The sequence below is a fragment of the Mesorhizobium sp. M1143 genome (assembly GCF_040318435.1).
Classification (GTDB): Bacteria; Pseudomonadota; Alphaproteobacteria; order Rhizobiales; family Rhizobiaceae; genus Mesorhizobium.
Map to the genome: position 1 here is coordinate 1 of NZ_JAMYMJ010000062.1, position 26,997 is coordinate 26,997.

28 protein-coding genes are annotated in these 26,997 nt (G+C 63.0%); 18 read left to right on the forward strand and 10 right to left on the reverse strand.

The genetic code is table 11. The features are described 5' to 3' along the window. The 3 genes from NKH35_RS27375 to NKH35_RS27385 all read right to left on the reverse strand — a co-directional run. The coding region (locus NKH35_RS27375; RefSeq protein WP_352917021.1) for a PfkB family carbohydrate kinase at positions 1-231 on the reverse strand (231 nt) is incomplete at its 3' end. Continuing rightward, positions 228-1,103 (reverse strand): MurR/RpiR family transcriptional regulator, encoded by an 876-nt coding sequence (locus NKH35_RS27380; protein WP_023672510.1) that lies wholly within the window; start codon positions 1,101-1,103, stop codon positions 228-230. The genes NKH35_RS27380 and NKH35_RS27375, both read right to left, overlap by 4 nt. 12 nt (positions 1,104-1,115) lie before the next feature. Continuing rightward, on the reverse strand, positions 1,116-2,099 hold the full coding sequence (locus NKH35_RS27385) for a TIM barrel protein (protein ID WP_352917023.1): 984 nt from the start codon (positions 2,097-2,099) through the stop codon (positions 1,116-1,118). A gap of 238 nt (positions 2,100-2,337) precedes the next feature. Here NKH35_RS27385 and NKH35_RS27390 point away from each other — a divergent pair, with 238 nt between their 5' ends. The 6 genes from NKH35_RS27390 to NKH35_RS27415 are packed head-to-tail and all read left to right on the forward strand — an operon-like array spanning position 2,338 to position 8,203. Further along, positions 2,338-2,940 carry a CDP-alcohol phosphatidyltransferase family protein gene (locus NKH35_RS27390; protein ID WP_023733961.1) on the forward strand — a complete coding sequence of 201 codons (603 nt, stop codon included), beginning with the start codon at positions 2,338-2,340 and terminating at the stop codon, positions 2,938-2,940. A gap of 41 nt (positions 2,941-2,981) precedes the next feature. Beyond that, entirely contained in the window at positions 2,982-4,763 is a 1,782-nt protein-coding gene (locus tag NKH35_RS27395) for a bifunctional alpha/beta hydrolase/class I SAM-dependent methyltransferase (protein ID WP_502907002.1), read from the forward strand. A gap of 4 nt (positions 4,764-4,767) precedes the next feature. Beyond that, entirely contained in the window at positions 4,768-6,117 is a 1,350-nt protein-coding gene (locus NKH35_RS27400; protein ID WP_050590393.1) for a phosphatase PAP2/dual specificity phosphatase family protein, read from the forward strand. 10 nt (positions 6,118-6,127) lie between these two features. Beyond that, positions 6,128-6,562, forward strand: a complete 435-nt coding sequence (locus NKH35_RS27405) for a hypothetical protein (protein ID WP_023693832.1) — start codon at positions 6,128-6,130, stop codon at positions 6,560-6,562. Positions 6,563-6,565: 3 nt separating this feature from the next. Beyond that, positions 6,566-7,234, forward strand: a complete 669-nt coding sequence (locus NKH35_RS27410; RefSeq protein WP_031262250.1) for a lysophospholipid acyltransferase family protein — start codon at positions 6,566-6,568, stop codon at positions 7,232-7,234. A gap of 39 nt (positions 7,235-7,273) precedes the next feature. Beyond that, positions 7,274-8,203: a phosphatidate cytidylyltransferase gene (locus NKH35_RS27415; protein WP_027048767.1), complete on the forward strand. Its 930-nt coding sequence runs from the start codon at positions 7,274-7,276 to the stop codon at positions 8,201-8,203. Positions 8,204-8,213: 10 nt separating this feature from the next. On the opposite strand, the gene NKH35_RS27420 is transcribed toward NKH35_RS27415, so the two are convergent. The 6 genes from NKH35_RS27420 to NKH35_RS27445 form a co-directional block, all read right to left on the reverse strand. Further along, positions 8,214-9,821 (reverse strand): FGGY-family carbohydrate kinase, encoded by a 1,608-nt coding sequence (locus tag NKH35_RS27420; RefSeq protein WP_352917028.1) that lies wholly within the window; start codon positions 9,819-9,821, stop codon positions 8,214-8,216. Between the two features lie 105 nt (positions 9,822-9,926). Next, positions 9,927-10,655, reverse strand: coding sequence for an SDR family oxidoreductase (locus NKH35_RS27425; RefSeq protein ID WP_352917030.1), 729 nt, complete (start codon positions 10,653-10,655; stop codon positions 9,927-9,929). Positions 10,656-10,683: 28 nt separating this feature from the next. Next, the gene (locus NKH35_RS27430; protein WP_023672500.1) at positions 10,684-11,943 is read right to left on the reverse strand and encodes a sugar ABC transporter permease; all 1,260 of its coding nucleotides are present in this window, start codon (positions 11,941-11,943) and stop codon (positions 10,684-10,686) included. Then, a complete protein-coding gene (locus NKH35_RS27435) occupies positions 11,940-12,764 on the reverse strand; it encodes an ATP-binding cassette domain-containing protein (protein WP_352762959.1) in 825 nt (274 codons plus the stop codon). The genes NKH35_RS27430 and NKH35_RS27435 overlap by 4 nt, the downstream gene beginning before the upstream one ends. A gap of 151 nt (positions 12,765-12,915) precedes the next feature. Continuing rightward, positions 12,916-13,980 carry an ABC transporter substrate-binding protein gene (locus NKH35_RS27440; RefSeq protein ID WP_352762961.1) on the reverse strand — a complete coding sequence of 355 codons (1,065 nt, stop codon included), beginning with the start codon at positions 13,978-13,980 and terminating at the stop codon, positions 12,916-12,918. 229 nt (positions 13,981-14,209) lie between these two features. After that, a complete protein-coding gene (locus tag NKH35_RS27445; protein ID WP_023672497.1) occupies positions 14,210-15,094 on the reverse strand; it encodes an AraC family transcriptional regulator in 885 nt (294 codons plus the stop codon). A gap of 309 nt (positions 15,095-15,403) precedes the next feature. Here NKH35_RS27445 and NKH35_RS27450 point away from each other — a divergent pair, with 309 nt between their 5' ends. From NKH35_RS27450 to NKH35_RS27465, 4 genes are all read left to right on the forward strand, one after another. Beyond that, a complete protein-coding gene (locus NKH35_RS27450; protein ID WP_352463173.1) occupies positions 15,404-16,465 on the forward strand; it encodes a maleylacetate reductase in 1,062 nt (353 codons plus the stop codon). A 233-nt stretch (positions 16,466-16,698) separates the two neighbouring features. Beyond that, positions 16,699-17,580, forward strand: a complete 882-nt coding sequence (locus NKH35_RS27455) for a metal ABC transporter solute-binding protein, Zn/Mn family (protein ID WP_352917032.1) — start codon at positions 16,699-16,701, stop codon at positions 17,578-17,580. Between the two features lie 26 nt (positions 17,581-17,606). Beyond that, a complete protein-coding gene (locus tag NKH35_RS27460) occupies positions 17,607-18,401 on the forward strand; it encodes a metal ABC transporter ATP-binding protein (RefSeq protein WP_352762966.1) in 795 nt (264 codons plus the stop codon). Continuing rightward, complete coding sequence (locus tag NKH35_RS27465; RefSeq protein ID WP_352762968.1) at positions 18,385-19,212, forward strand: metal ABC transporter permease; 828 nt, start codon at positions 18,385-18,387, stop codon at positions 19,210-19,212. Before NKH35_RS27460 ends, NKH35_RS27465 begins: the two co-directional genes overlap by 17 nt. A gap of 711 nt (positions 19,213-19,923) precedes the next feature. Here NKH35_RS27465 and NKH35_RS27470 read toward each other — a convergent pair. Further along, entirely contained in the window at positions 19,924-20,277 is a 354-nt protein-coding gene (locus NKH35_RS27470) for a cupin domain-containing protein (protein WP_023672492.1), read from the reverse strand. A 195-nt stretch (positions 20,278-20,472) separates the two neighbouring features. Here NKH35_RS27470 and NKH35_RS27475 point away from each other — a divergent pair, with 195 nt between their 5' ends. The 8 genes from NKH35_RS27475 to NKH35_RS27510 all read left to right on the forward strand — a co-directional run bounded on the left by NKH35_RS27475 (position 20,473) and on the right by NKH35_RS27510 (position 26,934). Then, positions 20,473-20,790, forward strand: a complete 318-nt coding sequence (locus NKH35_RS27475; RefSeq protein WP_352917048.1) for a hypothetical protein — start codon at positions 20,473-20,475, stop codon at positions 20,788-20,790. Beyond that, positions 20,694-20,921, forward strand: a complete 228-nt coding sequence (locus tag NKH35_RS27480; RefSeq protein WP_352917034.1) for an SGNH hydrolase domain-containing protein — start codon at positions 20,694-20,696, stop codon at positions 20,919-20,921. The genes NKH35_RS27475 and NKH35_RS27480 overlap by 97 nt, the downstream gene beginning before the upstream one ends. A 352-nt stretch (positions 20,922-21,273) precedes the next feature. Then, entirely contained in the window at positions 21,274-22,248 is a 975-nt protein-coding gene (locus NKH35_RS27485; RefSeq protein WP_352917036.1) for a DNA-methyltransferase, read from the forward strand. A gap of 14 nt (positions 22,249-22,262) precedes the next feature. Further along, a complete protein-coding gene (locus tag NKH35_RS27490) occupies positions 22,263-22,847 on the forward strand; it encodes a sigma factor (protein ID WP_352917038.1) in 585 nt (194 codons plus the stop codon). Beyond that, positions 22,837-23,196: a hypothetical protein gene (locus NKH35_RS27495; protein WP_352917040.1), complete on the forward strand. Its 360-nt coding sequence runs from the start codon at positions 22,837-22,839 to the stop codon at positions 23,194-23,196. The genes NKH35_RS27490 and NKH35_RS27495 overlap by 11 nt, the downstream gene beginning before the upstream one ends. Before the next feature lie 5 nt (positions 23,197-23,201). Further along, positions 23,202-23,912, forward strand: coding sequence for an ImmA/IrrE family metallo-endopeptidase (locus tag NKH35_RS27500; protein ID WP_352917042.1), 711 nt, complete (start codon positions 23,202-23,204; stop codon positions 23,910-23,912). A gap of 58 nt (positions 23,913-23,970) precedes the next feature. Continuing rightward, the gene (locus tag NKH35_RS27505; protein ID WP_352917044.1) at positions 23,971-25,251 is read left to right on the forward strand and encodes a hypothetical protein; all 1,281 of its coding nucleotides are present in this window, start codon (positions 23,971-23,973) and stop codon (positions 25,249-25,251) included. Between the two features lie 24 nt (positions 25,252-25,275). Continuing rightward, positions 25,276-26,934, forward strand: a complete 1,659-nt coding sequence (locus tag NKH35_RS27510) for an ATP-binding protein (protein ID WP_352917046.1) — start codon at positions 25,276-25,278, stop codon at positions 26,932-26,934. The last annotated feature ends 63 nt before the right edge of the window (positions 26,935-26,997 follow it).

Genomic DNA, 26,997 nt, shown 5'->3' on the forward strand with positions numbered 1-26,997 from the left:
ATCGAGATTGGCCAGCAGCACAGTGCCGAAATCGTCGTCGCCGACGGCGCCGATCATCGCCGCACGCACGCCGGCGCGTGCCGCCGAGACCGCCTGGTTGCCGCCCTTGCCGCCGCATTTCGGCTGCCAGGCATGGCCGGTCACCGTCTCGCCCTTGCGCGGACGGTCGGGCGCGTCGACCATGATGTCGTAATGCAGGCTGCCGAAGACGGTGACCAGCGGAACCGTCATGTGCCCCGGTCTTTTCGTTTCGAGGTGACCGCCGACATGGTGCGCCCGAGATTGCGCTCCGCCGCCTGATAGTCGCGCTGCGCCACCGCCACGAACAAAGCGTCGAGGATGTTGAGCTGCGCGATGCGCGCCGCTGCGTTTTCGCCCATCAGCGGCGAGCCTTGCGCGGTCGAGCACAGCACGATGTCGGCAATCTGGGCCAGCGGCGAGTTGTCGTAGTTGGTGATGGCCAGCGTGCGGGCGCCGCTCTTGCGGGCTAGATGGATGGCGTCGATGACGGCCGACGTGTTGCCGGAATGCGAGAAGCCGACGGCGATGTCGTCGGCGCCGAGGAGCGAGGCCGACATCAGCATCATGTGCGAGTCGTCATAGACAGACGCGCGGATGCCGATGCGCAGGAATTTGTGCGAGACGTCGCGGGCGATCTGGGCGGAGCCGCCGACGCCATAAAAATCGCGGTTCCTGGCGCGGTAGAGCAGATCGGCGGCACGGTCGAAATCGTCCATGTCGAGGATCGCGAGCGTCTCCTCCAGCGCCTGGATCGAGGTGCGGAACACTTTCTGCACGATCTCGGCCGAGCTGTCGTCGACCGACAGTTCCTGGTGCATCTCGGCGGTCGGCAGGCGGCTGTATTCATAGACGGCGGTGCGGAAGTCGCGGTAGCCGGAGAAGCCGAGTTTCTTGGCGATCTTGACCACCATCGCTTCCGACACGCCGGCCTCCTCGGCGATCTGCTTGAGCGGAATGGTCTCATCGAAACCGCGGCGGCCGAAGACGGTTTCCACCACCTTGGCCTCAAGCGGGGTGAGATGCGGCATCATCATGCGGATGCGCGGCCCCACGGCTTTCAGATCGAGATTGCTCAACGTCATCCACGCCCCTCGTCACGACCCGAGCATGGCTTCCTGGACGATAGCCTGCGACGTCACGGCGTCCTGGCTGTCCATGGCGGCGGACAAGCGGCTATCCTTCTCCAGCCGGTCGACAACGCGCAGCAGGCGCTTGACGGTGGCGATGTTGACTTCGCATTCGCGCACCGGATCGAGCCCGGTCATGTCGGGGAAAGTGTCGAAGTAGATGGCGCCGGCGTAGCCGTCGCGGCGGATCTGGCGCAGCAGTTCGATGGTCTGCAGCGTGTGCACCGCGCCGACCATCAGGCCGTCGTCGCGCTTGGCATAGCCATCGTTGAGATGGACGCCGAGAAGCTTGCTGTGGCGAGCGATCAGCGCCGCGGCGAAGGCCGGCTGTTCGTCGGCATAGAGCACATGAGCGAAATCGAGCGTGACGCCCAGATTGGGTAGGCCGACCTCGCGGATCGCAAGCAAGGTGGTCGCCGCATCCGGCATCAGCGAGTAGGAGCGCGGTTCGTTCGGCTTGTACTCCAGGCTGATCTGGCAGCCGGGATCATGCGCGGCAACTTCACGAACCCCATCGATCTCGTGTTGCCAGAGCGTTGCATAGTCGGCCTGGAAGGCGTAATCGAAACCATCCTGGCCGAGCCACAGCGTCATCAAACTGGCGCCCGCCGCGCGCACCGCATCGATACCGGCCTTGGTCAGGTCGATGGCTTCGCGGCGTACCGCCGGGTCCGGATTGGTGAAGGCGCCGAGCTTGAAGGCCGGATTGGAGTAGTAACGCATGGCAAAGCCATTGATGGAAAGCCCGAAATCGTCAAGCTTTTGCGCGATCTCAGCCGGCTTTTCACTGACATGGTCGGGGAAATTAAGATCAAGGTCGGTCAGCCCGTCGACCTTGGCCGCGCGGGCTGCCATCTGCAGCATGGTTGGCTTGCCGGTGAGATCAGGCCATTCGGCTTGCGGCCGCGAGGCGAAGGAATTCAGGCGGGTGGCGAAGCGACTGTTTGTCATGATGAACCTTTCAGTGATTTACTTCACATAAATACAAATATTTGTAAAGTTCTCATTTCCGAGGCGGTTTGTAGCGCGCAACATCCTGCTTGGCGGAGATCTTCGGCTGCGCCTCTGCATCCATGCCGGGAGTTTCGAATCCCGCAACGGTGCGGATGCTGGTGCAAGCCCTTGCGCCCTGCCTGCCGATTGACCAATCTCGCCGACACTGTCATGAGCCGCGGTTGGGGGATCGCACATGCCAACGCTTTATCAACTGAAACCGGCCTTTCAGGCCAGGCTGCGGCCGCTGGCCGACCGGCTGGCCGATGCCGGCGTCACCGCCAACCAGATCACGCTTCTCGCCGCCGCGCTCTCCACCGCCACAGGCCTGGTGGTCGCGGCCTTTGCCTTCCATCCCCTGGTTTTCCTCTTGATGCCGGTGGTGCTGTTCGTGCGCATGGCGCTCAACGCCATTGACGGGATGCTGGCCAGGGAACATGGGCAAGCATCAAAACTCGGCATGTATCTCAACGAACTCTGCGACGTCGTCTCGGACTTGGCGCTGATCCTGGCCTTTGCCACCTTGTTCCCGGCCTGGGGTGTCGTCGCCTTCGCTATTACCGCCATGCTTGTCGAGTTCGCCGGCGTGCTTGGCGTTGCCGCAGGCAGCGGGCGCAACTATGCCGGGCCGTTCGGCAAGAGCGACCGAGCCCTGGTGCTCGGCGTCATCGGCTTTCTCCTCGCTTGCGGCCTGTGGGTGGCGGGGATCGCGCCGTTTGTGTTTCCGGTCATGGCTACACTGTCAGTCGTAACCGCCATCAACCGGATACGCGGCGGCCTTAGAGCGGGCGGCGCATGATGCCAAAGCGTCAGGCACCCGACCGCCAGAGGGAAACCATGATCCACCAGACCATTGCAGCCGGAGCACCGGCGAGCCTCGAGCGCATCGCGCAGGAGCGCACGTTCAAGAGCCATGACGGCACCGAGATCTTCTACCGCTACTGGCCGGCCGCCGAGTCGACGCCAAAGGGTGCGATCCTTCTGTTCCATCGCGGCCACGAGCATGGCGGCCGCATGGCGCATCTGGTCGACGAACTCGCCATGCCCGATCATGCCTTCTACGCCTGGGACGCGCGCGGCAATGGCCGCTCGGCCGGCGAGCGCGGCTATGCGCCGTCCTTTGCCGCCCTGGTTCGTGACATCGACTGCCTGGTGCGTGAGATCAGCCGGGATGGTTTTGGCCAGCGCGACATCGCGCTGATCGCGCAGTCCTTCGGCGCCGTGCTGGCCGCTGCCTGGGTGCATGACTATGCGCCCGACATCCGCGCGCTGGTGGTGGCTTCACCGGCCTTTTCGGTCAAGCTCTACGTGCCCTTCGCCAAAGAGGGCATTGCGCTGTGGCAGAAGCTCAAGGGCCGCTTCTTCGTCAATTCCTACGTCAAGGCGAAGTTCCTGACGCATGATGCCGAGCGCATCGCTTCCTTCGACGCCGATCCGCTGATCACGCGACCGATCGCCTCCAACATCCTGGTCGAGCTTTACGACCACGCTGCCCGCATCGTCTCGGACGCGCGCGCCATCACCGTGCCGACGCAGCTCTTGATCTCCGGCAGCGATTGGGTGGTGCGGCATGGACCGCAGCACGAATTCTTCGTCAATCTCGGCAGCAGCGCCAAGGAGCGGCATGTGCTGCCCGGCTTCTTCCACGACACGCTGGGCGAGCGCGATCGCAAGCAGGCGCTGGACTTGATCCGGCCGTTCCTCGAAAAGCAATTTGCCACGCCGGAGAAAACCATCGACTTGCTTCAGGCCGACCGCGCCGGCTACACCCGCGACGAGGCCGAGAGGCTCGCCTCGCCGCTGACGCTGTTGTCGCCCAAGGGAATTTTCTGGGCGATGAGTCGCGCCTCGATCCGCATGGGCGCCTGGCTGTCTTCGGGCATGAAGATTGGCATCGCCACCGGCTTCGATTCCGGCTCGACGCTCGACTATGTCTACGAGAACGACGCGCGCGGCACCGGCTTCATCGGCCGCATGATCGACCGCACCTTCCTCGACGCGATCGGCTGGCGCGGCATCCGCCAGCGCAAGCTGCATCTGGAAGAGCTGATCGGCAACGCCGCCGCCAGCCTGAAGGCAGCCGGCCGTCCCGTCCACATGCTCGACATCGCCGCCGGTCACGGCCGCTATGTGCTCGATGCCGTCACCAAATGCACTGAACCGCCAGCAAGCGTGCGGCTGCAGGATTATTCCGAGCTCAATGTCGGGTTGGGTTCGAAGCTGATCGCCGAGCGGCAGCTGCCGACCAGCGTCACCTTCCATCAGGCCGACGCCTTCGATGCCGACATGCTGGCCGGGCAAAAGCCGGCGCCGGACCTCGCCATCGTCTCCGGGCTTTACGAATTGTTCGCCGACAACACGATGATTTCCCGCTCGCTCGGCGGGCTGGCCAGCGCCATGCAACCCGGCAGCCTGCTCGTCTACACCAACCAGCCATGGCATCCGCAGTTGGAGATGATCGCGCGCAGCCTGACCTCGCATCGCGGCGGCCAGGCATGGGTGATGCGGCGGCGCACGCAGGGCGAGATGGACCAGTTGGTGACGGCGGCCGGTTTCGAGAAGATCGACCAGCGCATCGACCAATGGGGCATCTTCACTGTTTCGGTCGCTCGGCGCGTCTGAGACCATGGCCCCGGCTCGGGAACACAATTTGGATATCGTGCTGAGGGCCGCCCTTTGGCTGGCGCTGCTGGCGCCGTTCTTCTATTCGACCTATGGCTTTGCCAACTGGCTGGCGTCGCGGCGCGACCATGTCGGCAGCATCGTGTTTGCCTGGGAACACGCCATCCCGTTCGTCGCCTGGACGATCGTGCCCTACTGGTCTATCGATCTGTTCTACGGCCTGTCGCTGTTGCTCAACACGACCAGGCGCGGCGTCGACCGGCTCGCCGGCCGCTATCTCTCGGCGCAGATCATTGCCGTCGCCTGCTTCATCGCGTTCCCGCTGACGGCGACCTTCGTGCGGCCGGAAACCACCGGCCTGCCGGGTTTTCTGTTTGCGGTGCTCGGTGGTTTCGACAAGCCGTTCAACCAGGCGCCATCCCTGCACATCGCGCTGCTGGTGATCATCTGGGACCATTGGCGTCACGTTCTGGCACGTCACCGTCTCGGCGGCATTCTCCGCCCGGTCTGGCACGTCTGGTGTTTTCTCATCGGCGCCTCGGTGCTGACGACCTGGCAGCATCATTTCATCGACATTCCGACCGGCGCCCTGCTCGGCCTGTTTGCGCTGTGGCTGTTTCCGTCCAAGGGCGAGCTGCCATTCTGGGGTTTTCGGTTGACCGCCGACCCAAGGGCGCGGCGGCTGGCGGGTTATTACGGGCTGGGGGCGGCCCTTGCCCTGGCCGGCGCTGCCGAGGGCGCGTTGGTCTCCGCCGATTTTCTCATCCTGTTGTGGCCGGCATTGGCGCTGGCCATCGTCGCCTTCGGCTATGCTGGGGCCGGCGCCAAAGTGTTCCAGAAGGCAGCCGATGGTAGCGTCTCACTGGCCAACCGTATCCTGCTCCTGCCCTACCGGCTTGGCGCCCGGATCAATGTGTGGGTATGGACCCGCCAACTGGCGCCGCAAGCGGAGATCACCGACGGTGTTTTCCTCGGCCGGTTTCCGAGTGCCGACGAGGCCAACCGCTTCGGCACAGTGATCGACCTTGCCGGCGAGATGGAACGGCCGCGCGGCGTGACCTGCCGCTGGATCAGCTACGCGATGCTCGACCTCGTGGCGCCGCCTCACGACAGGCTGGAGCGAGCGGTGGCGGCGATCGAGCTGGCGCGCCGGCGCGGCACCGTCCTGGTCTGCTGCGCGCTCGGCTTCCAGCGCAGTGCAGCCGTCGTCGCCGACTGGCTGGTGGTGACGGGGCGCTCGTACACAGCTGCACAGGCGCGCAAGAAACTCGCCGCGTCGGGCAGGCCCGTGCACCTTCAGATCGGGCTGGATGAACCGGGGCTGGAAGAACCGGGGCTGGAAGAACCGACATGAGTTGGCCGGCATGAGTGGCGACAATTTTCCCGAGAAGGCCGAAATATTCGCCGCCGGGCTGATGGTGCAGGCGGTGTGGCCGATCCTGCTGGTGGTCGCGGCTGTGATGGCAGCGCCGGTCATCGGCCTGGTGGCCGGACCGCAGACGACAGCGCTGTCCGCGGCGGCCTGGCTGGTCGCGGCGGCGAGCGCCGTGGCCACGCTGGCTCTTTCGGCCTTGCTTTTGTTCGATGCGCTGCTGTTCCGGCTGATGGCAAGCCACGCCAGCGAGGCCGCCGGGGGTGCCGCGGTCGACGATGTGCTGGCGCGCATGCGCCTGAAATCCACCACTGCCGGCGGCCGCTCGCTCGACCATCGCATGGCAGGCACGCGCCGCCTGCTGACAAGGCAGCGCATGGCGCTCGCCATGTTTGCTGCGGCATCCCTTTTCGCAGCATTTGTTTGAGCCATGACAAAACTTCACCTGCGCGCCAACACCTTCACCTTGCTGCAGACGGTGACGTCGGTCGGCCTGTCGGCGGCGGCCTGGGTGGTAACCGGCGTCAGACCAATCTGGAACGGCAGCCAGCCGTCGGAGCGGCAGCGCATCTACTTCGCCAACCATGCCAGCCATGGTGATTTCATCCTGCTGTCGGCCTGTCTGAGTGAGAAGGTGCGCGCCCGGACCCATGCGATCGCGGCGGCCGAATATTGGGGCAAGTCGTGGCTGCGCCGCTTCATCGCGCAGGACATGCTGTCGTCCGTGCTCATCCACCGGCAGTGGACCGACGAAACGCAACACCCGATCTCGATCATGCTGTCGGTGCTCGACGACGGCCACTCGCTGATCCTGTTTCCCGAAGGCACTCGCAACACGACGGAGGCGGATCTGCTGCCGTTCCGCTCCGGCCTCTACAATCTGTCGATGGCGCGGCCCGATGTCGAACTCATCCCGTGCTGGATCGAGAACATGTCGCGCGTGCTGCCCAAGGGCCAGTTCCTGCCGGTGCCGCTTCTGTGCCGCGTCGTCTTCGGTCCGCCGGTGGCGATCGCGCCCGGCGAAGAACGCCGCACCTTCCTCGAGCGCGCCCGCCAGACGCTGCTGTCGCTCAACCCGCGTCCCGATCGGGACCACTAGCATGACAAGGCAAAGAGACTTCGTATGACACTGCCGCCAATGCATGAAACCGTCATCCTGCTGGCCGGCCTGATCTGCGTGCTGACCATGGCGAGCATCGTTGCCGGTATCCTCTCATGGCGGGCGCCGAAGCCGCTGCCCTCGACGCTCGTCAACTTGAACCAGCGCATCAACGCCTGGTGGGTGATGGTGCTGGCGATCACCGTCGCCTTCTTCTTCGGCCGCACCGGCATGACCATCCTGTTTGCGCTGATCTCGTTTGCCGCGCTGCGCGAGTTCGTGACGCTGACGCACAGCCGGCGCAGCGACCACTGGGTGCTGCTCGGCATGTTCGGCATCATCATTCCCTTCCAGTACTGGCTGGTGTGGACCGCCTGGTACGGGCTCTTCACCATTTTCATCCCCGTCTACTGCTTCCTCTTGATGCCGGCGGTCACCGCGCTCAACGGCGACACCGAGCGCTTCCTCGAGCGCGTGTCCGCGCAGCAATGGGCGGTCATGATCTCGGTCTACTGCGTCAGCCATGTGCCGGCGCTGCTGACCCTCAACGTGCCCGGTTTCGAGGGCCGCAACCTCCTGCTCATCGCCTTCCTGATCATCACCGTGCAAGGCAGCGACGTGCTGCAATACATTTTCGGCAAGCTGTTCGGCAGGCATCTTCTGTCGCCCTCCGTCTCGCCCTCGAAGACCTGGGAAGGGCTGGTCGGCGGGCTGGTGGCATCGAGCCTTCTGGGCGCGCTGCTGTCGTTCCTGACGCCGTTCTCGCCGCTGGCGGCGGCAGGCGTCGCCTTCATCGCCTGCCTGATGGGGTTCCTCGGCGGGCTGGTGGCGTCGGCGATCAAGCGCGACCAGGGGGTCAAGGACTGGGGCCACCTCATCGAAGGCCATGGCGGCATGATGGACCGCGCCGACAGCTTGGTCTTCGCCGCGCCGGTGTTCTTCCACATCGTCCGCTATTTCTGGACGTGAGCGAAGCCGCTCAATGGCGGATCGCGCGGCCCGCCTGCTGCAACAGTTCGAAGGCGGCGAAGCGCTTGTCGTGCCAAGGCACCAGATCGCCGCCGGCCGGGCGATAGATGTCGCCGATGCGCGACATGCCGGTCATCGCCGCGATCACATCGGGATATTTTTGCGCCGCCACCGCCGCCAATATGGACGAACCGAGCAGCACCGGTTCGGGCGAGGTCGAACCGGCGACGGTCAGGCCTGTGGTGTCGGCCAAAAGCTGACGTACCAGCTCGCTTTGCGCGGCACCGCCGCTGACGACGATAGTGTCGATGGCGATGCCTTTGTTGGCCATCGCCGCAAGGATCTGGCGCACGCCGTAGCCGATGCCCAGCAGGCCGGCGACATAGAGCGCGACCAGACTGTCGAGGGACGTGTCCATGCCAAGCCCGGCGATCAAGGCCTTGGACTCGGGATCGGCGAAGGGCGAGCGGTTGCCGAGGAATTCCGGCACGACATGCAGTCCATCGGCCAGGTGCGCTACGGCGGACAGGTCGGCGGACTGCTCCGCCGCCTGCTGACCAAGCCAAGCGGTCAGGCCGAGACCTTCCGCCTTGGCTTTCGCGGATGCCTCAGCGGTGGCCGGATGGAAAGCGACGAGGTGGTCGATTGCAGCACCCGCCGCCGATTGCCCGCCTTCATTGAGCCAAAGCCCCGGCACCATCGAGGAAAAATACGGGCCCCAGACGCCGGGCACGAAGGCCGGCTCGCTGGTGCTGGCCATGGTGCAGGCCGAAGTGCCGAACACATAGGCCATGCGCGACTGCAAGGTGCCGACGGAGCCCTGCCCGCCAACCGTGCCGACTCCCCCGGCATGGGCATCGATCAGGCCGGCCGCAACCGGCGTTCCCGGCAACAGGCCGAGATCGGCCGCGGCGGCCTCAGTCAGGCCTTGGGCAAGCGCGGTGCCGCCCTCGACGATCTCGGTGCCGATGCGGGCAAAGCCTTCATCGGCGAGCGCGCCGAGGCCGATGGCGCGGAAATAGGCTTCGTCCCAGCGCCGCTCGTGGCCGAGATAGGTCCATTTGCAGGTCAGCGTGCAGATCGAACGCCCCAGGCTGCCGGTCGAGCGCCAGGTCAGATAGTCGGTGAGGTCGAAGAAATGCTCGGCGGCATCGAAGGTGGCGGGCAGGTTTTCGCACAGCCACAACAGCTTCGGCGTTTCCATCTCCGGCGATATGGTGCCGCCGACATAATCGAGCACGGCGTGCTTGCCGGCATTGACGCGCTGCGCCTGATCGAGCGCACGATGGTCCATCCAGACGATGATGTTGCGCTGGGCATCGCCGGAATGGCCGACCGGCAACGGCGCGCCATCCTGGCCGACCACGACCAGCGAACAGGTGGCGTCGAAGCCGATGCCGGCAATGTCGCGCCCAGCGAGCCCCGACTTGGTCACCGCCTCGCGCACGCTGGCGCAAACCGCACGCCAGATGTCCTCGCTCGACTGTTCGGCGATTTCGCCGGGCTCGATGAATAGAGCGATGTCGCGCTTCGCCGAGGCAAGCATGGTGCCCTTGCTGTCGAACACCCCCGCCCTGGCACTGCCAGTGCCGACGTCGATGCCGAGGAAGTGGGACATGGGGAACCTCAGAAGTTAGGCAGTAGGCAGTAGGCAGTAGGCGAGATGGTCAGCAGTGAACCGTCAGTTGCAAGAGCCTCTCCCCATTTCCTACCGCCTAACGCCTCACAAATCATTGCTCTGCGGCAGGATAACCAGATCCCGGATAGTGACATTTCTCGGCCGCGTCAGCATGAACAGCACGGCTTCGGCGACCTCGACCGGTTGTATCAGGCCGCCCTTGGCCAGTTCATCCTCAAGCTTGTCCTTCGGCCAGTCGCTGATCAGCGCTGTCACCACCGGCCCCGGCTGCACCGCGCCGACGCGCAGGCCGTGCGGGGCGACCTGCCGGCGCACCGTGTGGACGAAGGCCTGCACGGCATGCTTGGATGCCGTATAGATCGGCTCCCAGACCACCGGCACCAGTCCGGCGATCGAGGACGTGACGATGATGTCGCCGGTCTTTCGTTCGACCATATGCGGCAGCACGGCGTGGATGGAACGAAAGACCGCATTGATGTTGAGGTTCAGCATGCGGTCCCAGGCATCCGGGTCGCCTTCGAGCACCGGGCCGCCGACATAGGCGCCGGCATTGGCGTGGAAGATATCGAGCCGGCCGGCCTTGTCCAGGATTTGCGGCATCATCGTCGCGACGCTGGCCGGCTTCATCAGATCGATCACCAGCGGGATCGCGTCGGGACCGAGTTCGGTGCAGACGCTTTTCAGCGCGTCTTCGGCGCGGTCGACGAGCACAACGCGAACGCCGGCGGCAATCAGCGCTCTCGCGCATTCCAGGCCTATGCCCGACGCGGCGCCGGTGATCGCCGCGACCTTTCCACTCAAATCCTGAGCCATTCTATCCTCGTATCGATTGCGGTTGCGTTCAGGCGCGGCCGTGGGAAACCCGCGAGCGGCGTGCCAGGGAGTCGACGATGACCGCAATTGCCAGAACGGCGCCGGTGATCATGTAGCGAAGCGACGATGACAGATCGAGCAAGGTCAGCCCGCTGGCGATCGACTGGATGACGATGATGCCGAGCAGCGCGGAATAGGCGCTGCCACGGCCGCCAAACAGGCTGGTGCCGCCTATGACCGCCGCCGCAATGGCGTTGAGGTTGACGTCGCCGGTGCCGGCCTGCTGGCTGGCCGAGGCCAGTCGCGCCGCCGACAGCACGCCGCCGAGGGCGGCAAACATCGAGCACATGACGAAGGCGCTGAGGTAGATCGAGCGCACCTTGATGCCGGCGCGGCGCGCCGCTTCGCGGTTGCCGCCGACGGCGGTCATCGAGCGGCCCCATTGGGTGCGGGTCAGCGCATAGTTCATCGCCACCACCAGGCCGACGAACAGGCCGAACATCCACGGTATGCCGCGCGCCTGGTTGAGATAGCCGACGATCAGTTCGAGCAGGATGGTTAGGGCGGCGACGCGCACGATGAGGCCGCCGACAGACGGCGCCGACAAATTGACGGCCCGGCGGCGGCTGACGGTGCGCAGGCCGCTGATCAGCATGACGATGCCGGGCAATGCCGCCAGTGCATAGGACAGCCAGTCCGGCATGACCAGCAACTGGCCGAAATTCACCAGGTTCGAGCCATAGGGCAGATTGATCGAGCCGGTGGAGCCCAGAATATACAGCTGCAGGCCGAGCACGGCGAGCAGGCCGGCGAGCGTCGAGACGAAGCTTGGCATGCCGAGCCGGTTGAACAGCAAGGCATAGAGCGCGCCGATGAAACCGCCGACGGCAATCGCGGCGAGGATGGCGAGCGCCACCGGCCAGCCCTGGTTGACCCACAGCGTGCCCACCATGGCCGAGGCAAAGCCGCTGATCGAGCCGACCGACAGGTCGATCTCGCCGACCATCAGCACGCAGACGATGCCGAGCGCGATGACGCCGACGGTCGAGCAGTCGAACAACAGATTAACGAGGTTGCTCGACGAGACGAACACCGGATTGAGGGCGGTGAACACGCTCCAGATGATGACCAGGCCGACGATGACCGGCAACGAGCCGAGGTCGCCGGAGCGGACGCGGTCGAAGAAGGCGCTGATGGCGCCACCAACGCCGGCCTGGTGCTTGACGCGCACGTCGCTGCGGTCGAGCGCCGTCGACGAGGAGGTGTCCTGCTTGGGCTCCGCGCTCATGGCCGCTGCTCCTGGTTGTGCGCTTGTTCGGCGGCCTTGCGCCGTTCGGCGCGGCGCGACACTGCATTGTTGGTGGCGCCGGTGATGGCGCTGACCAGTTCCTGGTTCGAGGCGTCGGGTTCGAAGACGCCGTTGTTGCGGCCGAGCCTGAGCACCACGATGCGGTCGGCGACGGCGCGCACGTCCTCCATATTGTGACTGATCATCAGCACGCCGAGCCCACGCTCGCGCACCCGGTCGATGAGGTTCAGCACTTCCGCCGTCTGGGCGACGCCAAGAGCGGCGGTCGGCTCGTCGAGCAGGATGACCTTGGGGTCGAGCAGCAGCGAGCGGGCGATCGCCACGGTCTGGCGCTGGCCGCCGGACAGCGAGGCGACCGCCTCGCGGACGCTTGGAATACGCGCCGACAATTCGTTGAGCAGCGTCCAGGCGCGGATCTCCATCGCCACCTCGTCCAGCCGTAGCGGGTTGAGCTCCTTGCCGAGAAAGATGTTGGCTACGACGTCCAGGTTTTCGCACAGCGCCAGATCCTGGAAAACGGTGGCGATGCCGAGCGTCAGCGCGGCGCTCGGGTCGGGCATCGTCACTTGCCTGCCGCGGAAATTGATGGTGCCCGAGCTCGGCTGGTGGACGCCGGCCAGAATCTTGACCAGCGTCGACTTGCCGGCGCCATTGTCGCCGACCAGCGCCACCACCTCGCCGGCATGGACATCGAGATCGATATCGGTGAGCGCCGAAACGGCGCCGAAATTCTTCGAGATGCCGCGCAGGCTGAGCACCAGCTCGCCTGCCGAAACCGGTCCGTCAGAGATGTCAGACATGGTGGCAAACCTTTCCGGATGGGCGGTCAAGAGTGACTGCGAACTTCCGGCCGCCGCACGGGCGGCCGGAAAGCAGGATCAGGATTCTAGGTCATCCTTTTATGCATGTCTTATCTCAAAACCGCTGCGCGATTTTGGGCGACCTGCATTGTCACTTTGTGATGCCGAGCTTCTTGCAGCCTTCGGCATAGCGGTCGACGCAGAGCTCTTCGGCGGTGTTGATCTTCTTGTCGATGATCTCGGCCTTGAGGTTTTCCTGCGTCACCACCGCCGGCGTGAACAGCTGCGATGGGGTGTCGTAGAGGGTCATTTCGGCCTTCGGCGTCTCGCCCGACAGAAGCTGGACGGCGACGTTGGCGGCAGCCGCCGCAACGATCTCGCTCGGCTTGGAGATGGTGTTGTACTGATCGCCGGCGATGATCAGCTGCAGTGCGGCGATCGTCGCGTCGTTGCCGGTCACCGGCGGCACCGGATCGACACCGGCGGCCTTGAAGGCGGCGATGGCGCCACCACCGGTGCCGTCATTGGCCGCAACGACGCCGACGATCTGCGTGGAGAAGCGGGTGATCTGGCCGCTTGCCCATTGCTGCGCCTTCGGCGGCGCCCATTCCGGCGTGTCGTATTCGGCAAGGATCTTGTAGCCGCTGTTGTCGAGGCTGGAATGGATGCCCTTCTTGATCAGCCCGGCGGCCGCGTCGGTCGGCGATCCGTTGATCTGCAGCAGGCCGCCGCTGGCGGGGTCGACCTTCAGCGCCTTGAGGTGTTCGACGAGCGAGTCGGCAATGGCCTTGCCGATGCCTTCATTGTTGAACGAGACGTAGAAGTCGGCAGGTGCAGTCGGGATCGGGCGATCATAGGCGATGACCTTGACGCCCTGGCTCTGCGCCAGCTTGACCAGCGAGGCGGCGGCAGTCGAGTCGACAGGGTCGAGCACGATCGCCTTGGCGCCTTGCGAGATCACCGAGTTGAACTGCTGCTGCTGGCGCGAGGCGTCGGCATCGGCGTTCTGGTAGATCACCTTGCAGCCGGGGCAGAGTTTTTTCATCTCGGCGACGAAGCCGGGATAGTCGTGCTGCTCGTAGCGCGTCGAGGCCTGGTCGGGCATCAAGAAGGCGACCGTGGCGTCGGTAACCGGGGCGGCAAAGGCAGCGGTGCCGCCAAGAAGGGAAACAGTGAGCGCGATGGCTCCCGTCGATTTCCAGGCAAATCTGGTCATTTTGATAGCTCCGTTTCAAGGAATGGTTTCATGAAGCCCTGGACACCACATGGCGCCGGGCCTTGACTGCAGTCGGGCTGTTGCGAGGAACAACGGAGCACTTGATCCGTGCTGCGCATCCTCTTGATATCTCTGGATTTCGGGACAAGCGATCTCCAGCACGGGGCGCCTCCAACGCACCCCGCGTTCTTACCTCAGTAAACGTCTAGGCTCCTCCCGGTCCTCCCTGTTAGGCGGCAATCTCCGCGCTGATGTTTTCCGCCAGCAGGGCCCTGAAGCGCGAAGGCGACATGCCTTTCTGGGTCAGGAACTGGCGGTTGAAATTCGAGATGTTGTTGTAGCCGGCGGCGTAGCAGATCTCGGTGATCGGCATGTCGGCCTCGCTCATCAGCAACTGGCAGGCAAGGTTGATGCGCAGCCGGTTGACGTACTGCACCAGCGCCATGCCGGTATGACGGCGGAAGCTGCGCGAAAACGCGCTCGGGCTGCGCCCGGCAATCGCCGCCAGATCGCTTTCGCTGAACGGCTCGGTCAGGTTGGCGTTGATATAGGCAAGCGCCTTGTTGACGCCGGCCGACATGAAGCCTGAGGGATCCGGCAGATAGCTGGCGCTGGTCAGCGTCCGTACATCGGCGGCGCGGCTCAGAATATCGATCAGCTCCATGAACAGCGCGATGCGGCGAACGCCTTGCGCCTCGACCAGTTCGGCCAGCACAGGTGCGGCGAGCTTGGCGGTAGCGGTGGAGAACAGCGCGCCGCGGCGGCTGAGCTCGAGAATGTTTTCACAACCGGCAAGTTCCGGCAACGCGGCGGTGGCGTCTGCGATGAACTCTTGCGAGAATTGCACGACGCGGCCGCGCAGCGGCACGCTGGCGCCTGCCGGCACGTCGCTGACCCAATTGTGCGGCAGGTTCGGGCCAGTGAGCACGAGATTGCCGGGCTCGAACTCGCCGATGAAGTCACCGACGAAATAATGGCCCGTGGTGGCGACGACATGATGGATTTCGTATTCGGGATGGAAGTGCCAGCGCACCGTGTGGAAGGGGTAGCCGTGGGCCCAGGCCTTGAACGACTCGCCGCGTCTGATCTGGACGACTTCCAAGTCCGGATTCATGTCAGTTCCTCCCGGCGCCGGTCCGGTCATGCGACCAGTTGCAGTGCCATCTCCCGCAGGCCGCGTTTGCCGCTCTCTGCAGTGATCGAAGCTTAGGCGGCAATTCATGCAGCCGCCACCACGGTGTGTCCACCTCACTGATACTTTTTTGACGTTTTTGTGGTCAAGGCGATACGTTTGCGAGTACGCGGGAGAGATCAGGGCCCGCTTGCGAGACGGTGACGACGCAAACGATGTCGTCGGCAGCGAGAGCTGGCCGCTCGATTTCGGCTCCGTCACAGTGATAATATGCAAAGGGAGCGGATCGGCATGACAAGGACGTTCACCTACTCCGGCAGCCCTGCGCATATTGTCTTCGGCAATGGCGCGTCGTCCGAGGTGGGCACCTGGATCGAAAAACTCGGCTGCAATCGCGCGCTGGTGCTGTCGACGCCGCATCGGGCTGCCGACGGCGAGGCGCTTGCCGAATCCCTCGGCGCGCTGGCGGCCGGCACCTTTTCGGGCGCCGCCATGCACACGCCGGTCGAGGTAACCCAAACGGCAATGGCCAAGGCGACCGAGGTCAACGCTGACTGCGTTGTCGCGCTTGGCGGCGGCTCGACCACCGGTCTCGGCAAGGCGATCGCCTGGCGCACCGACCTGCCGCAGATCGTCATCCCGACCACCTATGCCGGCTCGGAGGTGACGCCGATCCTCGGTCAGACCGAGAACGGCGAAAAAACCACAATGCGTGACGCAAGGATCCTGCCGGAAGTGGTGATCTACGATCCAGAGCTGACCGTCGGCCTGCCGATAGCGATGAGCGTCGCGTCAGGACTCAACGCCATGGCGCACTCGGCCGAAGCGCTTTACGCGCAGGATCGCAATCCGATTTCCACCCTGATGGCGAAAGAAGGATTGCGCGCCATGAAGACTGCGCTGCCGGTGTTGACCAAGGAGCCTGGAAACATCGATGCACGCGGCGATGCGCTTTACGGCGCCTGGCTGTGCGGTACGGTGCTCGGCGCCGTCGGCATGGCGCTGCATCACAAGATCTGTCACACGCTCGGCGGCTCTTTCGACATGCCGCATGCCGAGACGCATGCGGTGATGTTGCCGCACACGATCGGCTTCAACGCCGCCGCGGTGCCCGACTTGTTGAAGCCGGTCGCCGACTTGTTTGGCAGCAGCGCCGGTAGCGGTCTCCAGGATTTCGCCAAGGCGGTCGGCGCGCCCCTTACATTGAAAGAACTCGGCCTCATGCAGGCCGATCTCGACCGCGCCGCTGAGATTGCGACCAGGAACCCATACTGGAATCCGCGGCCTTTCGACCGCGCCGCAATCCGCGCCCTGTTGCAGGACGCGTGGGAGGGAAGGCGTCCGCAAAACTGACTGCAACAAGCAAGGAACTTACCCGCCGCGAATTCATCAGGAAGACCGCCATGAGTGGCTCCGCCTGATCGGCGCAGGCCGCTCACGCTTTTGTGCGCGTGAAAAACTGCGCGGCTCGAAAAGCCCATTGACATCAACCGTATTTTCGAAGCAAACGTTATATTGTTACTGTTATACAGTTACACAGCCCGCCTCTCCGGCGACATACCTTTCAGACTGCAAGGAGACCACGGATGCGTCGCATTCCCTTTCTCGCCGCGCTGCTCGTCGCGGTGCCGCTTTTGACCGGCACGGCTGCCCGCGCCGAAGACAAGCTGACCATCGTGGCGGCCGAGAATTTCTATGGCGACCTTGCCCGCCAGATCGGCGGCAGCAACGTCGCCGTCACCAGCATCCTGGCCAATCCCGATGACGATCCGCATCTGTTCGAGACCAGCCCGTCGACGGCGCGCACCATCGCCGACGCCAAGATCGTCATCTACAACGGCGCCGACTACGATCCGTGGATGGACAAGCTGCTGTCGGCCTCGACAGCCAAGGATCGCACGACCATCGTCGCCGCCGACCTGATCGGCAAGAAGTCGGGCGACAACCCGCATCTGTGGTACGACCCGGCGACGCTGCCGGCCATCGCCAAGGCGCTGAGCGCCGATCTTGCCAAACGCGATCCGGCCAATGCAGCGCATTACGAGGCCAATCTCAAGGCAGTCCAGACCTCGCTCGAGGCCATTGACAAGGAAATCGCCGACGTCAAGAACACCTATGGCGGCACCGAGGTGACGGCTACCGAGCCGGTCTTCGGCTACATGGCGGAAGCGCTCGGCCTGAAAATGCTGAACTACGATTTCCAGGTGGCTTTGATGAACGATGCGGAGCCGAGCGCCACGCAGGTGGCGGCGTTCGAAAACAGCCTGAAGGACGGCTCGGCCAAGATCCTGTTCTACAATTCGCAGGTGACCGACGAGGCAACGACAAGGCTGCTCGACATCGCCAGGCAGAATAAGGTCACTGTCATCGGCGTCACCGAGACGGAACCGGCGGGCCAGACGATCCAGACCTGGTTCCGCGGCCAGATCGACGCGGTCCAGAAGGCGCTCGCCGCCCGCACACAATGAACGTGACTGCGAATGAATGTGACTAAATGAACGCAATCGAATTCGACAGGGTCACGCTGACCTATGGGGGACGCCGGGTTTTATCCGACGTCTCCTTTTCTCTACCGCAAGGCGCCTTTGTCGGCCTGCTCGGCGCCAATGGCGCCGGCAAGACGACGATGCTGCGCGCCATTCTCGGCCTGATCAAACCGGCCGGCGGCGCCATTTCGGTGCTTGGCAAATCGCCGACGCGCGGCAACGCCGACATCGGCTATATGCCGCAGGCGCGGCGCGCGCTTGGCGATGTCGGCGTCAGCGGCCTCGACTTCGTGCTGAGTGCCGCCGGCGGGCATCGCTGGGGCTGGCCCGTCGCATCGGCTGCCGAGAAGGAGGCGGCGTGGAAGGCACTTGAAGAGGTGGGCGCCGGCAGCCTCGCGCGCCGTCCCTTGGGCGAGCTTTCCGGTGGCGAGCGCCAGCGCATCCTGATCGCGCAATCCTTGATCGGCAATCCGCAACTGCTTTTGCTCGACGAGCCGCTGATCAGTCTTGACGCGGGCCATCAGCGCGCGATCATCGACCTGGTGCATCAGATCGGCGAACGGCTCGGCATTGCCGTGCTGTTCTGCTCGCACGAGATCAACCCGCTGCTGCGCGCCGTCGACCGCGTGCTCTATCTCGGCAACCGCAAGGCGGCGATCGGCTCCGTCGACGAGGTCATCAGCGGGCCGGTGCTGTCGAAACTCTACGGCACGCATATCAATGTGGTGCGGGTTGCCGGCCGCATCTTCGTCATGGCCGACGATGTCGAACTGGAGAGCGGGGCGCATGTCCACGATCTTTGACTATGAATTCATGCGCAACGCCTTTTATGCCTGCACCATCGTCGGCATCGTTTCGGGCGCGGTCGGCTATTTCCTCGTGCTCCGGGGCCAGACCTTCGCCGGTCATGCGCTCTCCCATGTCGGCTTTCCCGGCGCCACGGGCGCCGGCCTAATCGGGCTGTCGCCGTTTCTCGGCCTCACGGTGTTTACCGTCGCCGCCGGCATCGGCATCGGCCTGCTTGGCGAACGCGCGCATCGCGACGTCGCCATCGGCATCGTTTTGACGCTGTCGCTCGGCTTGGGCTTGCTGTTTCTGCATTTCTACACCGCCTTCGCCTCGCAGGCGACCAACGTGCTGTTCGGCAATGTGCTGGGCATCAGCCTGCGCACCGTTATCGTGCTTGCGGTGCTGGCGGTGGCGATCCTTGTCGCGCTTTTGCTGATAGCGCGGCCGCTGCTGTTCGCCAGCCTGCAGCCGGAACTCGCCGAAGCGCGCGGCGTGCCGCTCACTCTTGTCTCGACCCTGTTCATGGTGCTGGTCGCCGTCGCCACGTCCGAGGCGGTGCAGATCGTCGGCGTGTTGCTCGTCTTCGCGCTGATGGTGGCGCCTGCAGCCACCGCCCTCAGGCTTACCAGCGGCGTCGGAGCCGGCGTGCTGACGTCCATCGCGCTTGCCGTGATCATCGCCTGGATCAGCCTGACGCTCGCCTTCCTGACCGACTGGCCGACGAGCTTCTGGATCACGGCGCTGGGCGCGGCGGCCTATGTCGTCAGCGGCATGGTCCGGCGCCCGTCGGTCCGAGAGACTCAGGCAGCCGAGGCCGGCCTCTGAGGCTTGCCCTCCGGCAGGTCGGTCGGGCCGGCTGCAAAATTGACGTCAGGGAAATACACCCAAAAAAAGTCAGGTCTACAACCGGGCTCCTGAAACGTTTCAGCCGGGAAAGACAAATCCATTCAATGGTCTAGATCGCGACCTCTGGCGTGCCAAAGATCCGCTCCGGAGCGGCCGGAAAACCCGGAAAACCGCCATTTCAAGCGCATTTTGCGGCGGCGAATGGGCTTGCGCGAGGCCGGCTGGAAAGCTGGCCGGGAGGCGCAAAAGCGACCTCCCGCGGCCATCGCGGGCGGCGTTGACAGACCGCGGTGCTGCATGCGTATAGCAAGCCATGGGTCACGCCATGGCCGTGGCGGTTGAGACGGGGCTGGGGGGTTTCGTAACAACAGCATTGACGGCCCGGCGCCGGACGGGCGGCATGCACTCTCGAAGTGCGCCGCTCGCTCTTGGCTGACGCGCCGGCGACCGGCAGCAGTCCTGGCCTGCGTTATCTCGACCAGGCTCCGCAGAACGCCATCGTCTCAGCTTTTCGATCCGCATCGGTTCGAAGCGAACGAGGTGACGCCCTCTTAACCGATATTCGCTTCGCTACGTCCCCCTCCCCTGCTGGGCGAGTGGGACGCTGGCGATGAACCGCGCCGGCCGAGGTGTATCGGCACCGATCAGGCAAGCCTGACGACGTCGATCAAGCAAGCTTGACGACGTCGATCAAGCAAGCTTGACGACGAAGTGCTTGGTTACCGGCTCGATGATCTGCCAGGTGCCCTTGAAATCGGCTTCGACCACGAACGCATCGCCCGGACCGACCTCGACCGGCGTGCCGCCATCGGGCGTGATGATGATGCGGCCGGCGATCATGTGCACGAACTCATAGTCGGTGTAGGTGGCGTGATAAGTGCCTGGCGAGGCCCGCCAGGTGCCCGACAGCACCTTGCCATCGGCGGTGGTGTGCTGCACGGCGGTCTGCATGGTCGGCCGGCCCGCCACAACGATCCAGCCCGGCAAGTCGCCGCCCTCGGCATGCTCGACAGCGCCGAATTTGAAAATGGTGGTGTTGGTCATGGGAGGCTCCGTTTGAATTGCATGGCTGCCGGTTGGATAGCCGATGCGTGTGACGGGGGCAACGCAAGGGCCGACCCCGGATGTCCGAGATTTGGCGAAGGAGGCGGGAGAGCGGCCTTCTCCCCGTTCACCGGGAGAAGGAAGAATCTCCCCCAATGTTGCCGGCAGATCATCGCCGCGCGGCCGAACCTGGTGGTGATCTCGGAGATCGCGCTGGACAGCCTGGACAAGATGTCAGCCGGCACGCAGGCGCCCGTCAGCCAGGATGCAGACGGGCGCGCCGGCCTCCACGCGACGCTCACCGCGTTCAGCCAGGCGGGCTTAAAGGTTGCCGTCATCCGCGACGTGCCGTTCAGCGACGATCATGTCGACACCTGCGTGGCACGCGCGCTGTGGCGCGGCGAAAAGCCGTCGCTATGCGACCAGAAGCGCACCGAAGCCGCCAACGATGCCAACGCCGCCGTGGAGCGCAACATCGTGCGCGCCGTGCCGGCGCCAGCTACATCGACATGACCAGCCAGTTCTGCAACGCCAAAACCTGCCACGTCTTCATCAACGGCAAGATCGCCTACCGCGACCAGCATCACCTGGCGACGCCGTTCGCGGAGACGCTGGAGCCCGCGGTGGAGAGGGCGCTGTTTTAGGGGGAGGTGGGGTTGGGGCGCGACCAGAAGGGTGGCTTCGCGCAAATGATCGGCACGGGAAGAACCTAGAACGCCAACGCAAGCAAGAAGACGTGCTACAGCCGCAGGGTAGCTATTCTTGAGCGTATTTCAACGTGGCAAGATGCCTTGTCTCGACACGTGTGCGCAACACCAATTCTCTCTGAGCTATCCGTCCGCCAGTATTTCCTTGAAGCCTATTCCAGTCCGGACGATAATCTAAAATCAGGCAGATTCGCGCGCAAATTATTAAGCAGCGCAGGGGAATATTGGCGGAGACAAACGTCGCCGCTTGGCTCGACGCAGGCATCGCGACCTCTGACGGTAGGTACAGATGGCGAAAGTGGATACGATCAGCGATATCGTCGCCAAACTGAACGAACGCTCAGAGCCGTCGCCCACGCCTCCACTAACCAGCCTTTCCGGCGAGGCTGAGACGGACGGTTGTCTGCTTCCAAGCGGCACGCTCAAGGACGCTCACTATGGCTACCGGGATGATACTCAGTGGATATTGAGCAACGACGATGCCGCCGCCGGCGTCGGGCGATTGCCGGATAACTTTGTCGACTGCGTCGTAACAAGCCCACCCTACTATTGGCAAAGGGACTATGACGTGGATGGTCAGACCGGCCAGGAAGATACACTTGAGGCCTACGTCAAGACCTTAACTACGGTTTTCCGTCAGGTGCGTAGAGTACTAAAGCCGACCGGAACGATCTTCGTCGTCCTAGGTGACACTTATTATTCCGGCCGAGGCCAGCCCAAGGGTGGCGATCCCAAGCAGATTTGGCGCGGTGTCGCTCGCCAGAAGTACCGGGCCGTGGATCGGCCGGGTTTCGGGGTGCCGAAGAAATCGCTTCTTGGCGTGCCGTGGAGAGTCGCTCTTGCGTTACAGGCGGATGGCTGGACCTTGAGATCATCGGTGGTTTGGCGAAAGGTAAAGCCCCTCGCCGAACCCAGCGTACGCGACAGACCGTGGACCACAATCGAGACCATCTTTATCCTGACCAAGACCGGCCGATACCATTTCGATCGGAAGGGTCTTGAAGGCCAAGAGGACGTCTGGGACATTTCTGCAACAAGTGCGAACCGGCGTTACCGGCACGCCGCCCCCTTCCCCGAAGCGCTGGTCGAGCGTTGCCTTGCCGTCGGCTGTCCCTCGGGCGGTGTCGTCCTAGATCCGTATGCCGGTTCAGGGACCACCCTTCTTGTTGCTGCGGACCGGGGCATGCCAGCTGTCGGAATAGAGCTCAACCCGAAATATGTGATTCGCAGTCGGCAACGTCTTATCACCAAGCGCAGCGGCTAATTCGAGCTCGCTTGATGAAGGAAATTCTGGACGAGATTCACAAGCGCCTCCTCGAGGGCAGCCGCACCGCATCTCGAGATTTGTTCGTTGCAGCAACGGGGCCGCTAACAGGCTTTATCGTCAACGAATTTCCGAAATTGTCTGAGGACGAGCGCCACGATCTCGTGGTCGACGCAATTTTGGAACACCTACAGGCCCCCTCGAAGTATGATCCTTCTCAGGGTTCCCTCTGGTCCTATCTTTGCATGATTGCAAAACGCAATGCCATTGACTTGGTCCGTATTTCGCAGCGACGTGCCAAGTTGCTCGATCAAAAAATTGAATCTGATGTCGAGTTCTGGGCCGCTCGCGCGAAGTATATGTACGACGGCGAGGATGCGATCGATGCCCGCCATATCATGAACTTGCATGGCCACAGATTGGCGACAAACGACGTGGAGGCGAAAATCCTGGAGCTGATGCTCACCGAGGAGAAGAGTACGGGAGCCTACGCGACCGCGCTTGGCATCGACCCGAACGAACCCGATACCGAACGAATCGTCAAGCAGAGTAAGGACCGACTGTTGCTGCGAATGAAGAGGTTGCGCGATGAGCTCTGATGACGTCGACGCCGTCCTCGCACGAGCAGCGCACCGCGCAGCGTATGCTGCCCCAGACCTGATCGCACCCCTGATTAACAAGTGGCGGATCGCATTTGAGCAAGATCCTGCGGTACAGCTTGATGCCCCGAATCGTACAATCAGCGAGCTTGCGCTGTGCCGACGGCCCCGTCCGAGCATGTGGATGGTAGATGTCAAAGAGATCTCAACCGACCTTGGCATCAAACTCCCCCTACTCGTGTTTTTCCTGCGAGCCGCTGAGGCAGTGGAACGCTTCGGCGATGCCCACGCGACCGCTGATGACCATGACGGCAGGCTGATGGCCGCTCGTGACGTCGAGGACGATTAGGGCAAATGAAAGTTCCTATCGATAGTCAGGCCGCCGCTGCGACCTTTTGGGGAAATGCTGGTGGCCGCGAGCGCTATGGACGGCCGGCCGATGTTGAAATGGCGGCATCTAGCACATTGAATGTGGCGGTGCAAAGGATTGCCGGTCTTGACACATCCGGCGCCGTCAGATTGCTCCGCCGGATCGGTGCACCGCCTTGGTTCGACGGAGTAACGCGGCCACTTCGTGGCTGCCTGATCGCAGACGCTGGACACGCTTTGGTGCTAGTCGAGAAGAACGATCCGGACGACGAGCAAAGGCTTACCATCGCTCACGAAGTAGCCCATCTCCTCTGTCACTATTTGGCGCCCCGCAATCGAGCCATCCAGCATTTCGGTCCGGGAATCCTTGCCGTTCTAGACCGAACGCGAGCCCTAACCTACGGCGAGCGACTGAGCGCAGCCATGCGAGGCGTTCCGGTCGAGCCGATTCGTCACGCGATGGAGCGAGGCAACGGGATACGCGCCAGAGAGATCGAGCGGCTGGAAGCAGAAGCCGACGACCTTGCCGTAGAGCTTCTCGCGCCATGGTTTCAGCTGAAGCGGATGCGTGGCGCGTCACCGGGGGAGATTCGTGAGCAGTTTGGGCTCCCGCCCCGTATTTCTGCCGGCCTTGCAAGTCTGATTGCTCCCTCCGATAATTCATCAGGAACCCTTGGACTTTTTTCTCGCAAGTAGTTTGTCGAACTCCCGCCACCTCGCTCGAAGAATCTGTGAGAGCGAACTGGAGAAGAACATGGCGCTTGAAGAAAAAAACGATGGCAGATTTGCAGATGCCTCGGCACCAGGCGCCAGCAACCATGGCTACGCGGATCGCTTCGCCGAGGATTTTGCGGCTGACACTCTTGAGGCCGAATTCAGGGAAGCCCTGAACCTTGATAGTTGGACTGCCGGCACGCGCATGAACGAATTGTCTGTCCGGCTAGAGCGGGAGGTGGAAAAGGCGGTTCGTGATGAAGCCTTGATCGCACCGCGGGTCCTAGACAACCTCAAGCGCGGGTTAGAGGTCGCCAAAGATCGATCCACCGAATCCGGCATCTACACCTTGACCCCAGAATTGGTCACTGGCGCGCTAAAGAATATCGTTTTCAACGGGCAACTTGAGGCATGTGACGGCACTCGGGTCACGGTGAACACGTTGCCGCTCAGCGTTGTGCAGATCGGGATCTGTGTCACCAGTTATCTCGGCAATGGCGGCGGTGAAACCATAGGGCATCGGCTCTATCGACGCGATATTCTCCGTCATTTCGACGATCCAGCCGAAGAGGTCATCGCTTTCCTCGAACAGCGGTCGCGCCGCCGACCTCGCAACATCGCACACGGCGAGTTCGGAGACGACGGACAGCCCATGTCACTTAGTGACATGATGTGCCGCGCCCTGATGATATATGGGGAGCGCGCCATGCTGACCGATCGTTCAACGAGTCCTTGGCGGCTCGGTCACGGCAGCCCGATGCCGCACGAGCTTATCGTCGGTTCCGGCCGCAAGGACCTCGCCGAGGCGAGCCTGCTCATGCTTCGGCGCCTGACGCTCGAGCACAAGAAGTTCATCTTCGTTCCGAGCGAGGTCAGCGACCCGGTGGTAGTCACCATCTCCAACGCGCTTAAACCGCTGCAATATGCCGTCCTCCGGAACACCAAGGACATCGTCAGGGGGGTTTGGGAGGGCACGAGCTACGAGCGTCCCCATTACGAGCGTTCGGGCCTTCTGCAGAAGGTCAAGGATTTCGGAGAGGAAGTGGGCGGCAAAGTCATCCTTTGCGTCTACCGCGCATCATCTCTCGCGCCCGGCCGTATCTTCTATGCCCATGAGGATCATGTTCACGAGGCTGCCCAAATCGTCATGGCAGACAGCGTTCTGCAGGAGGCACGCGGCTTTCCAAACCTCATCGACATCGCCGACCGGACGTGTCGAGGTATGTTCGAACCCGGTGCCCTTGGCGCCCAAGTTCACGCGGTCATGGCGAGGACCGGCGCCCCCTTCCGCTTTCTCGATGAACGCTCAACGCGCGCCTGAGCGGCGACACGAATGGAGATGACAATGAACGACAAGATCGCTGCTGCCGCCGTCGAACTAGAGCGCACGGCTAACGATAACGGTGGGGCCTACGAAGAGCCTGCGGTCTATAAGGGCTCTGTTGCCCGCACTATGTTCGATCGGCCCGGCTCCGAGGATGGCACGGTAACAGTACTTGTTCCCGAGAAAAATGTTGGCAATGTCTGCCGCGAAGCTTTCGTACGAATCCCGAGCATCGATCCTCGCACTGGAAACCAGGAGGCAGAGTATCTTGGTGTCGTATCTTCCGGTCCGTTCGCCGAACCGGACGCCCTTAGCCCCACTGCTTCCACCTTGATCGTCGCTGCTGCACATAGCGCTGTCTTTACGCCAGGTTATCACGGCATCGCCAACGTAGAGATTTTTGGCGAGCGAGTAGCCGGCGAGATGGTGCCGCCGGTGCGCCGACCCTGCCCTAACAGTCCCGTGTTTCTCCTGCCAAACGATGACGTCCGGAAAGTACTTGGGCTGAATATCGAGGAAAACGAAAGACCGTTCCGCCTCGGTTTGTTGGATGGCGTCAGCGGCATAGCGATAGAAGTGCCCGCCGCCAAGAAATCTGTGCTCTTCAAACACACCGCGATTTTAGGCACAACAGGAGGAGGCAAGAGCACGACGGTTTCGGGCATGATTGCCAGTCTTGCGGCGGCGGATAACGCTGTTGTAGTCTTCGATACAGAAGGCGAGTACACAACAATTAACGAGCCAACCCAAAATCCGAGGATGCTTGCGGCGCTGACCAAGCGTGGCCTCCAGGCCAAAGGCGTGTCCAAAACCGCACTATTTCACCTCGCGGGGCGCAAGACAGCCAATCCGGCCCACCCGAACAAGCATGCCTTCAAGATCGCGTTTGACGACCTTTCGCCCCACGTGTTGATGGAAATCCTGGACCTTTCGGAGCCACAGGAGCGGCGTCTGATAGATGCCTACGATATATGCAAGGTAGTGATGCGTCAGCTCGGAATCTATCCGCAAAACGACGCCGAGAAGAATCAATCGCTCGACATTGACGACTTGCAATCAGGGTGGCCGCGTATGACCATTCATATGATATTCGACATCGTAAATCTCGCGATGGAGTACGCTGGTGGCACTGCTAATGCGACTCAATCCCCGGAGTTCAAAGATCACGAAGACGACATCCGCACCCTCATCAAGCAGCGCCCGCCAGAGAAGGACAAGCGTTCTTGGATGGCGATCTACGGTGTGCTCAATAAGATGCGGCGAGCCAAAATCTTTGCGGATCGGCCTGCCGATCGCTTGACCGCCGAAGCGCTGGTTAAGCCAGGCCTCGTTTCAATCATAGACCTTAGTGACATGGACGCACCATATCTGCGCAACATGGTGATCGCGCAACTTTTGCGTACGATGCAAGCCCACCAGGATCATCTCTACAAGGAATTTGAAGAGCGGGACGATGAACCCGATGCCGGCTTGATGACGCGTGTGAACATTTTCATCGAAGAGGCCCATGAATTCCTGTCGGCCGAGCGAATCCGGCAAATGCCCAACCTTTTCGACCAAGTGGCTCGCATTGCTCGCCGCGGTCGGAAGCGTTATCTTGGCTTAGTCTTCATTACACAGCTGCCCAGCCATCTACCCGACGAAGTCCTAGGGTCCGGACCCATAAACCGCTTTCATTGATGCGGCTGCCGTGATTCAAGGTCACCGACTGGAGGCTTCGATGGATCGGGACTATTTCTGGCT

Bases quoted from the DNA above. Each gene is read 5' to 3' on its own strand.
- NKH35_RS27380 (WP_023672510.1), bottom strand. From the start codon at position 1,103: ATGACGTTGAGCAATCTCGATCTGAAAGCCGTGGGGCCGCGCATCCGC.
- NKH35_RS27385 (WP_352917023.1), bottom strand. From the start codon at position 2,099: ATGACAAACAGTCGCTTCGCCACCCGCCTGAATTCCTTCGCCTCGCGG.
- NKH35_RS27390 (WP_023733961.1), top strand. From the start codon at position 2,338: ATGCCAACGCTTTATCAACTGAAACCGGCCTTTCAGGCCAGGCTGCGG.
- NKH35_RS27400 (WP_050590393.1), top strand. From the start codon at position 4,768: ATGGCCCCGGCTCGGGAACACAATTTGGATATCGTGCTGAGGGCCGCC.
- NKH35_RS27405 (WP_023693832.1), top strand. From the start codon at position 6,128: ATGAGTGGCGACAATTTTCCCGAGAAGGCCGAAATATTCGCCGCCGGG.
- NKH35_RS27410 (WP_031262250.1), top strand. From the start codon at position 6,566: ATGACAAAACTTCACCTGCGCGCCAACACCTTCACCTTGCTGCAGACG.
- NKH35_RS27415 (WP_027048767.1), top strand. From the start codon at position 7,274: ATGCATGAAACCGTCATCCTGCTGGCCGGCCTGATCTGCGTGCTGACC.
- NKH35_RS27420 (WP_352917028.1), bottom strand. From the start codon at position 9,821: ATGTCCCACTTCCTCGGCATCGACGTCGGCACTGGCAGTGCCAGGGCG.
- NKH35_RS27425 (WP_352917030.1), bottom strand. From the start codon at position 10,655: ATGGCTCAGGATTTGAGTGGAAAGGTCGCGGCGATCACCGGCGCCGCG.
- NKH35_RS27430 (WP_023672500.1), bottom strand. From the start codon at position 11,943: ATGAGCGCGGAGCCCAAGCAGGACACCTCCTCGTCGACGGCGCTCGAC.
- NKH35_RS27435 (WP_352762959.1), bottom strand. From the start codon at position 12,764: ATGTCTGACATCTCTGACGGACCGGTTTCGGCAGGCGAGCTGGTGCTC.
- NKH35_RS27440 (WP_352762961.1), bottom strand. From the start codon at position 13,980: ATGACCAGATTTGCCTGGAAATCGACGGGAGCCATCGCGCTCACTGTT.
- NKH35_RS27445 (WP_023672497.1), bottom strand. From the start codon at position 15,094: ATGAATCCGGACTTGGAAGTCGTCCAGATCAGACGCGGCGAGTCGTTC.
- NKH35_RS27450 (WP_352463173.1), top strand. From the start codon at position 15,404: ATGACAAGGACGTTCACCTACTCCGGCAGCCCTGCGCATATTGTCTTC.
- NKH35_RS27455 (WP_352917032.1), top strand. From the start codon at position 16,699: ATGCGTCGCATTCCCTTTCTCGCCGCGCTGCTCGTCGCGGTGCCGCTT.
- NKH35_RS27460 (WP_352762966.1), top strand. From the start codon at position 17,607: ATGAACGCAATCGAATTCGACAGGGTCACGCTGACCTATGGGGGACGC.
- NKH35_RS27465 (WP_352762968.1), top strand. From the start codon at position 18,385: ATGTCCACGATCTTTGACTATGAATTCATGCGCAACGCCTTTTATGCC.
- NKH35_RS27470 (WP_023672492.1), bottom strand. From the start codon at position 20,277: ATGACCAACACCACCATTTTCAAATTCGGCGCTGTCGAGCATGCCGAG.
- NKH35_RS27480 (WP_352917034.1), top strand. From the start codon at position 20,694: ATGCGACCAGAAGCGCACCGAAGCCGCCAACGATGCCAACGCCGCCGT.
- NKH35_RS27485 (WP_352917036.1), top strand. From the start codon at position 21,274: ATGGCGAAAGTGGATACGATCAGCGATATCGTCGCCAAACTGAACGAA.
- NKH35_RS27490 (WP_352917038.1), top strand. From the start codon at position 22,263: ATGAAGGAAATTCTGGACGAGATTCACAAGCGCCTCCTCGAGGGCAGC.
- NKH35_RS27495 (WP_352917040.1), top strand. From the start codon at position 22,837: ATGAGCTCTGATGACGTCGACGCCGTCCTCGCACGAGCAGCGCACCGC.
- NKH35_RS27500 (WP_352917042.1), top strand. From the start codon at position 23,202: ATGAAAGTTCCTATCGATAGTCAGGCCGCCGCTGCGACCTTTTGGGGA.
- NKH35_RS27505 (WP_352917044.1), top strand. From the start codon at position 23,971: ATGGCGCTTGAAGAAAAAAACGATGGCAGATTTGCAGATGCCTCGGCA.
- NKH35_RS27510 (WP_352917046.1), top strand. From the start codon at position 25,276: ATGAACGACAAGATCGCTGCTGCCGCCGTCGAACTAGAGCGCACGGCT.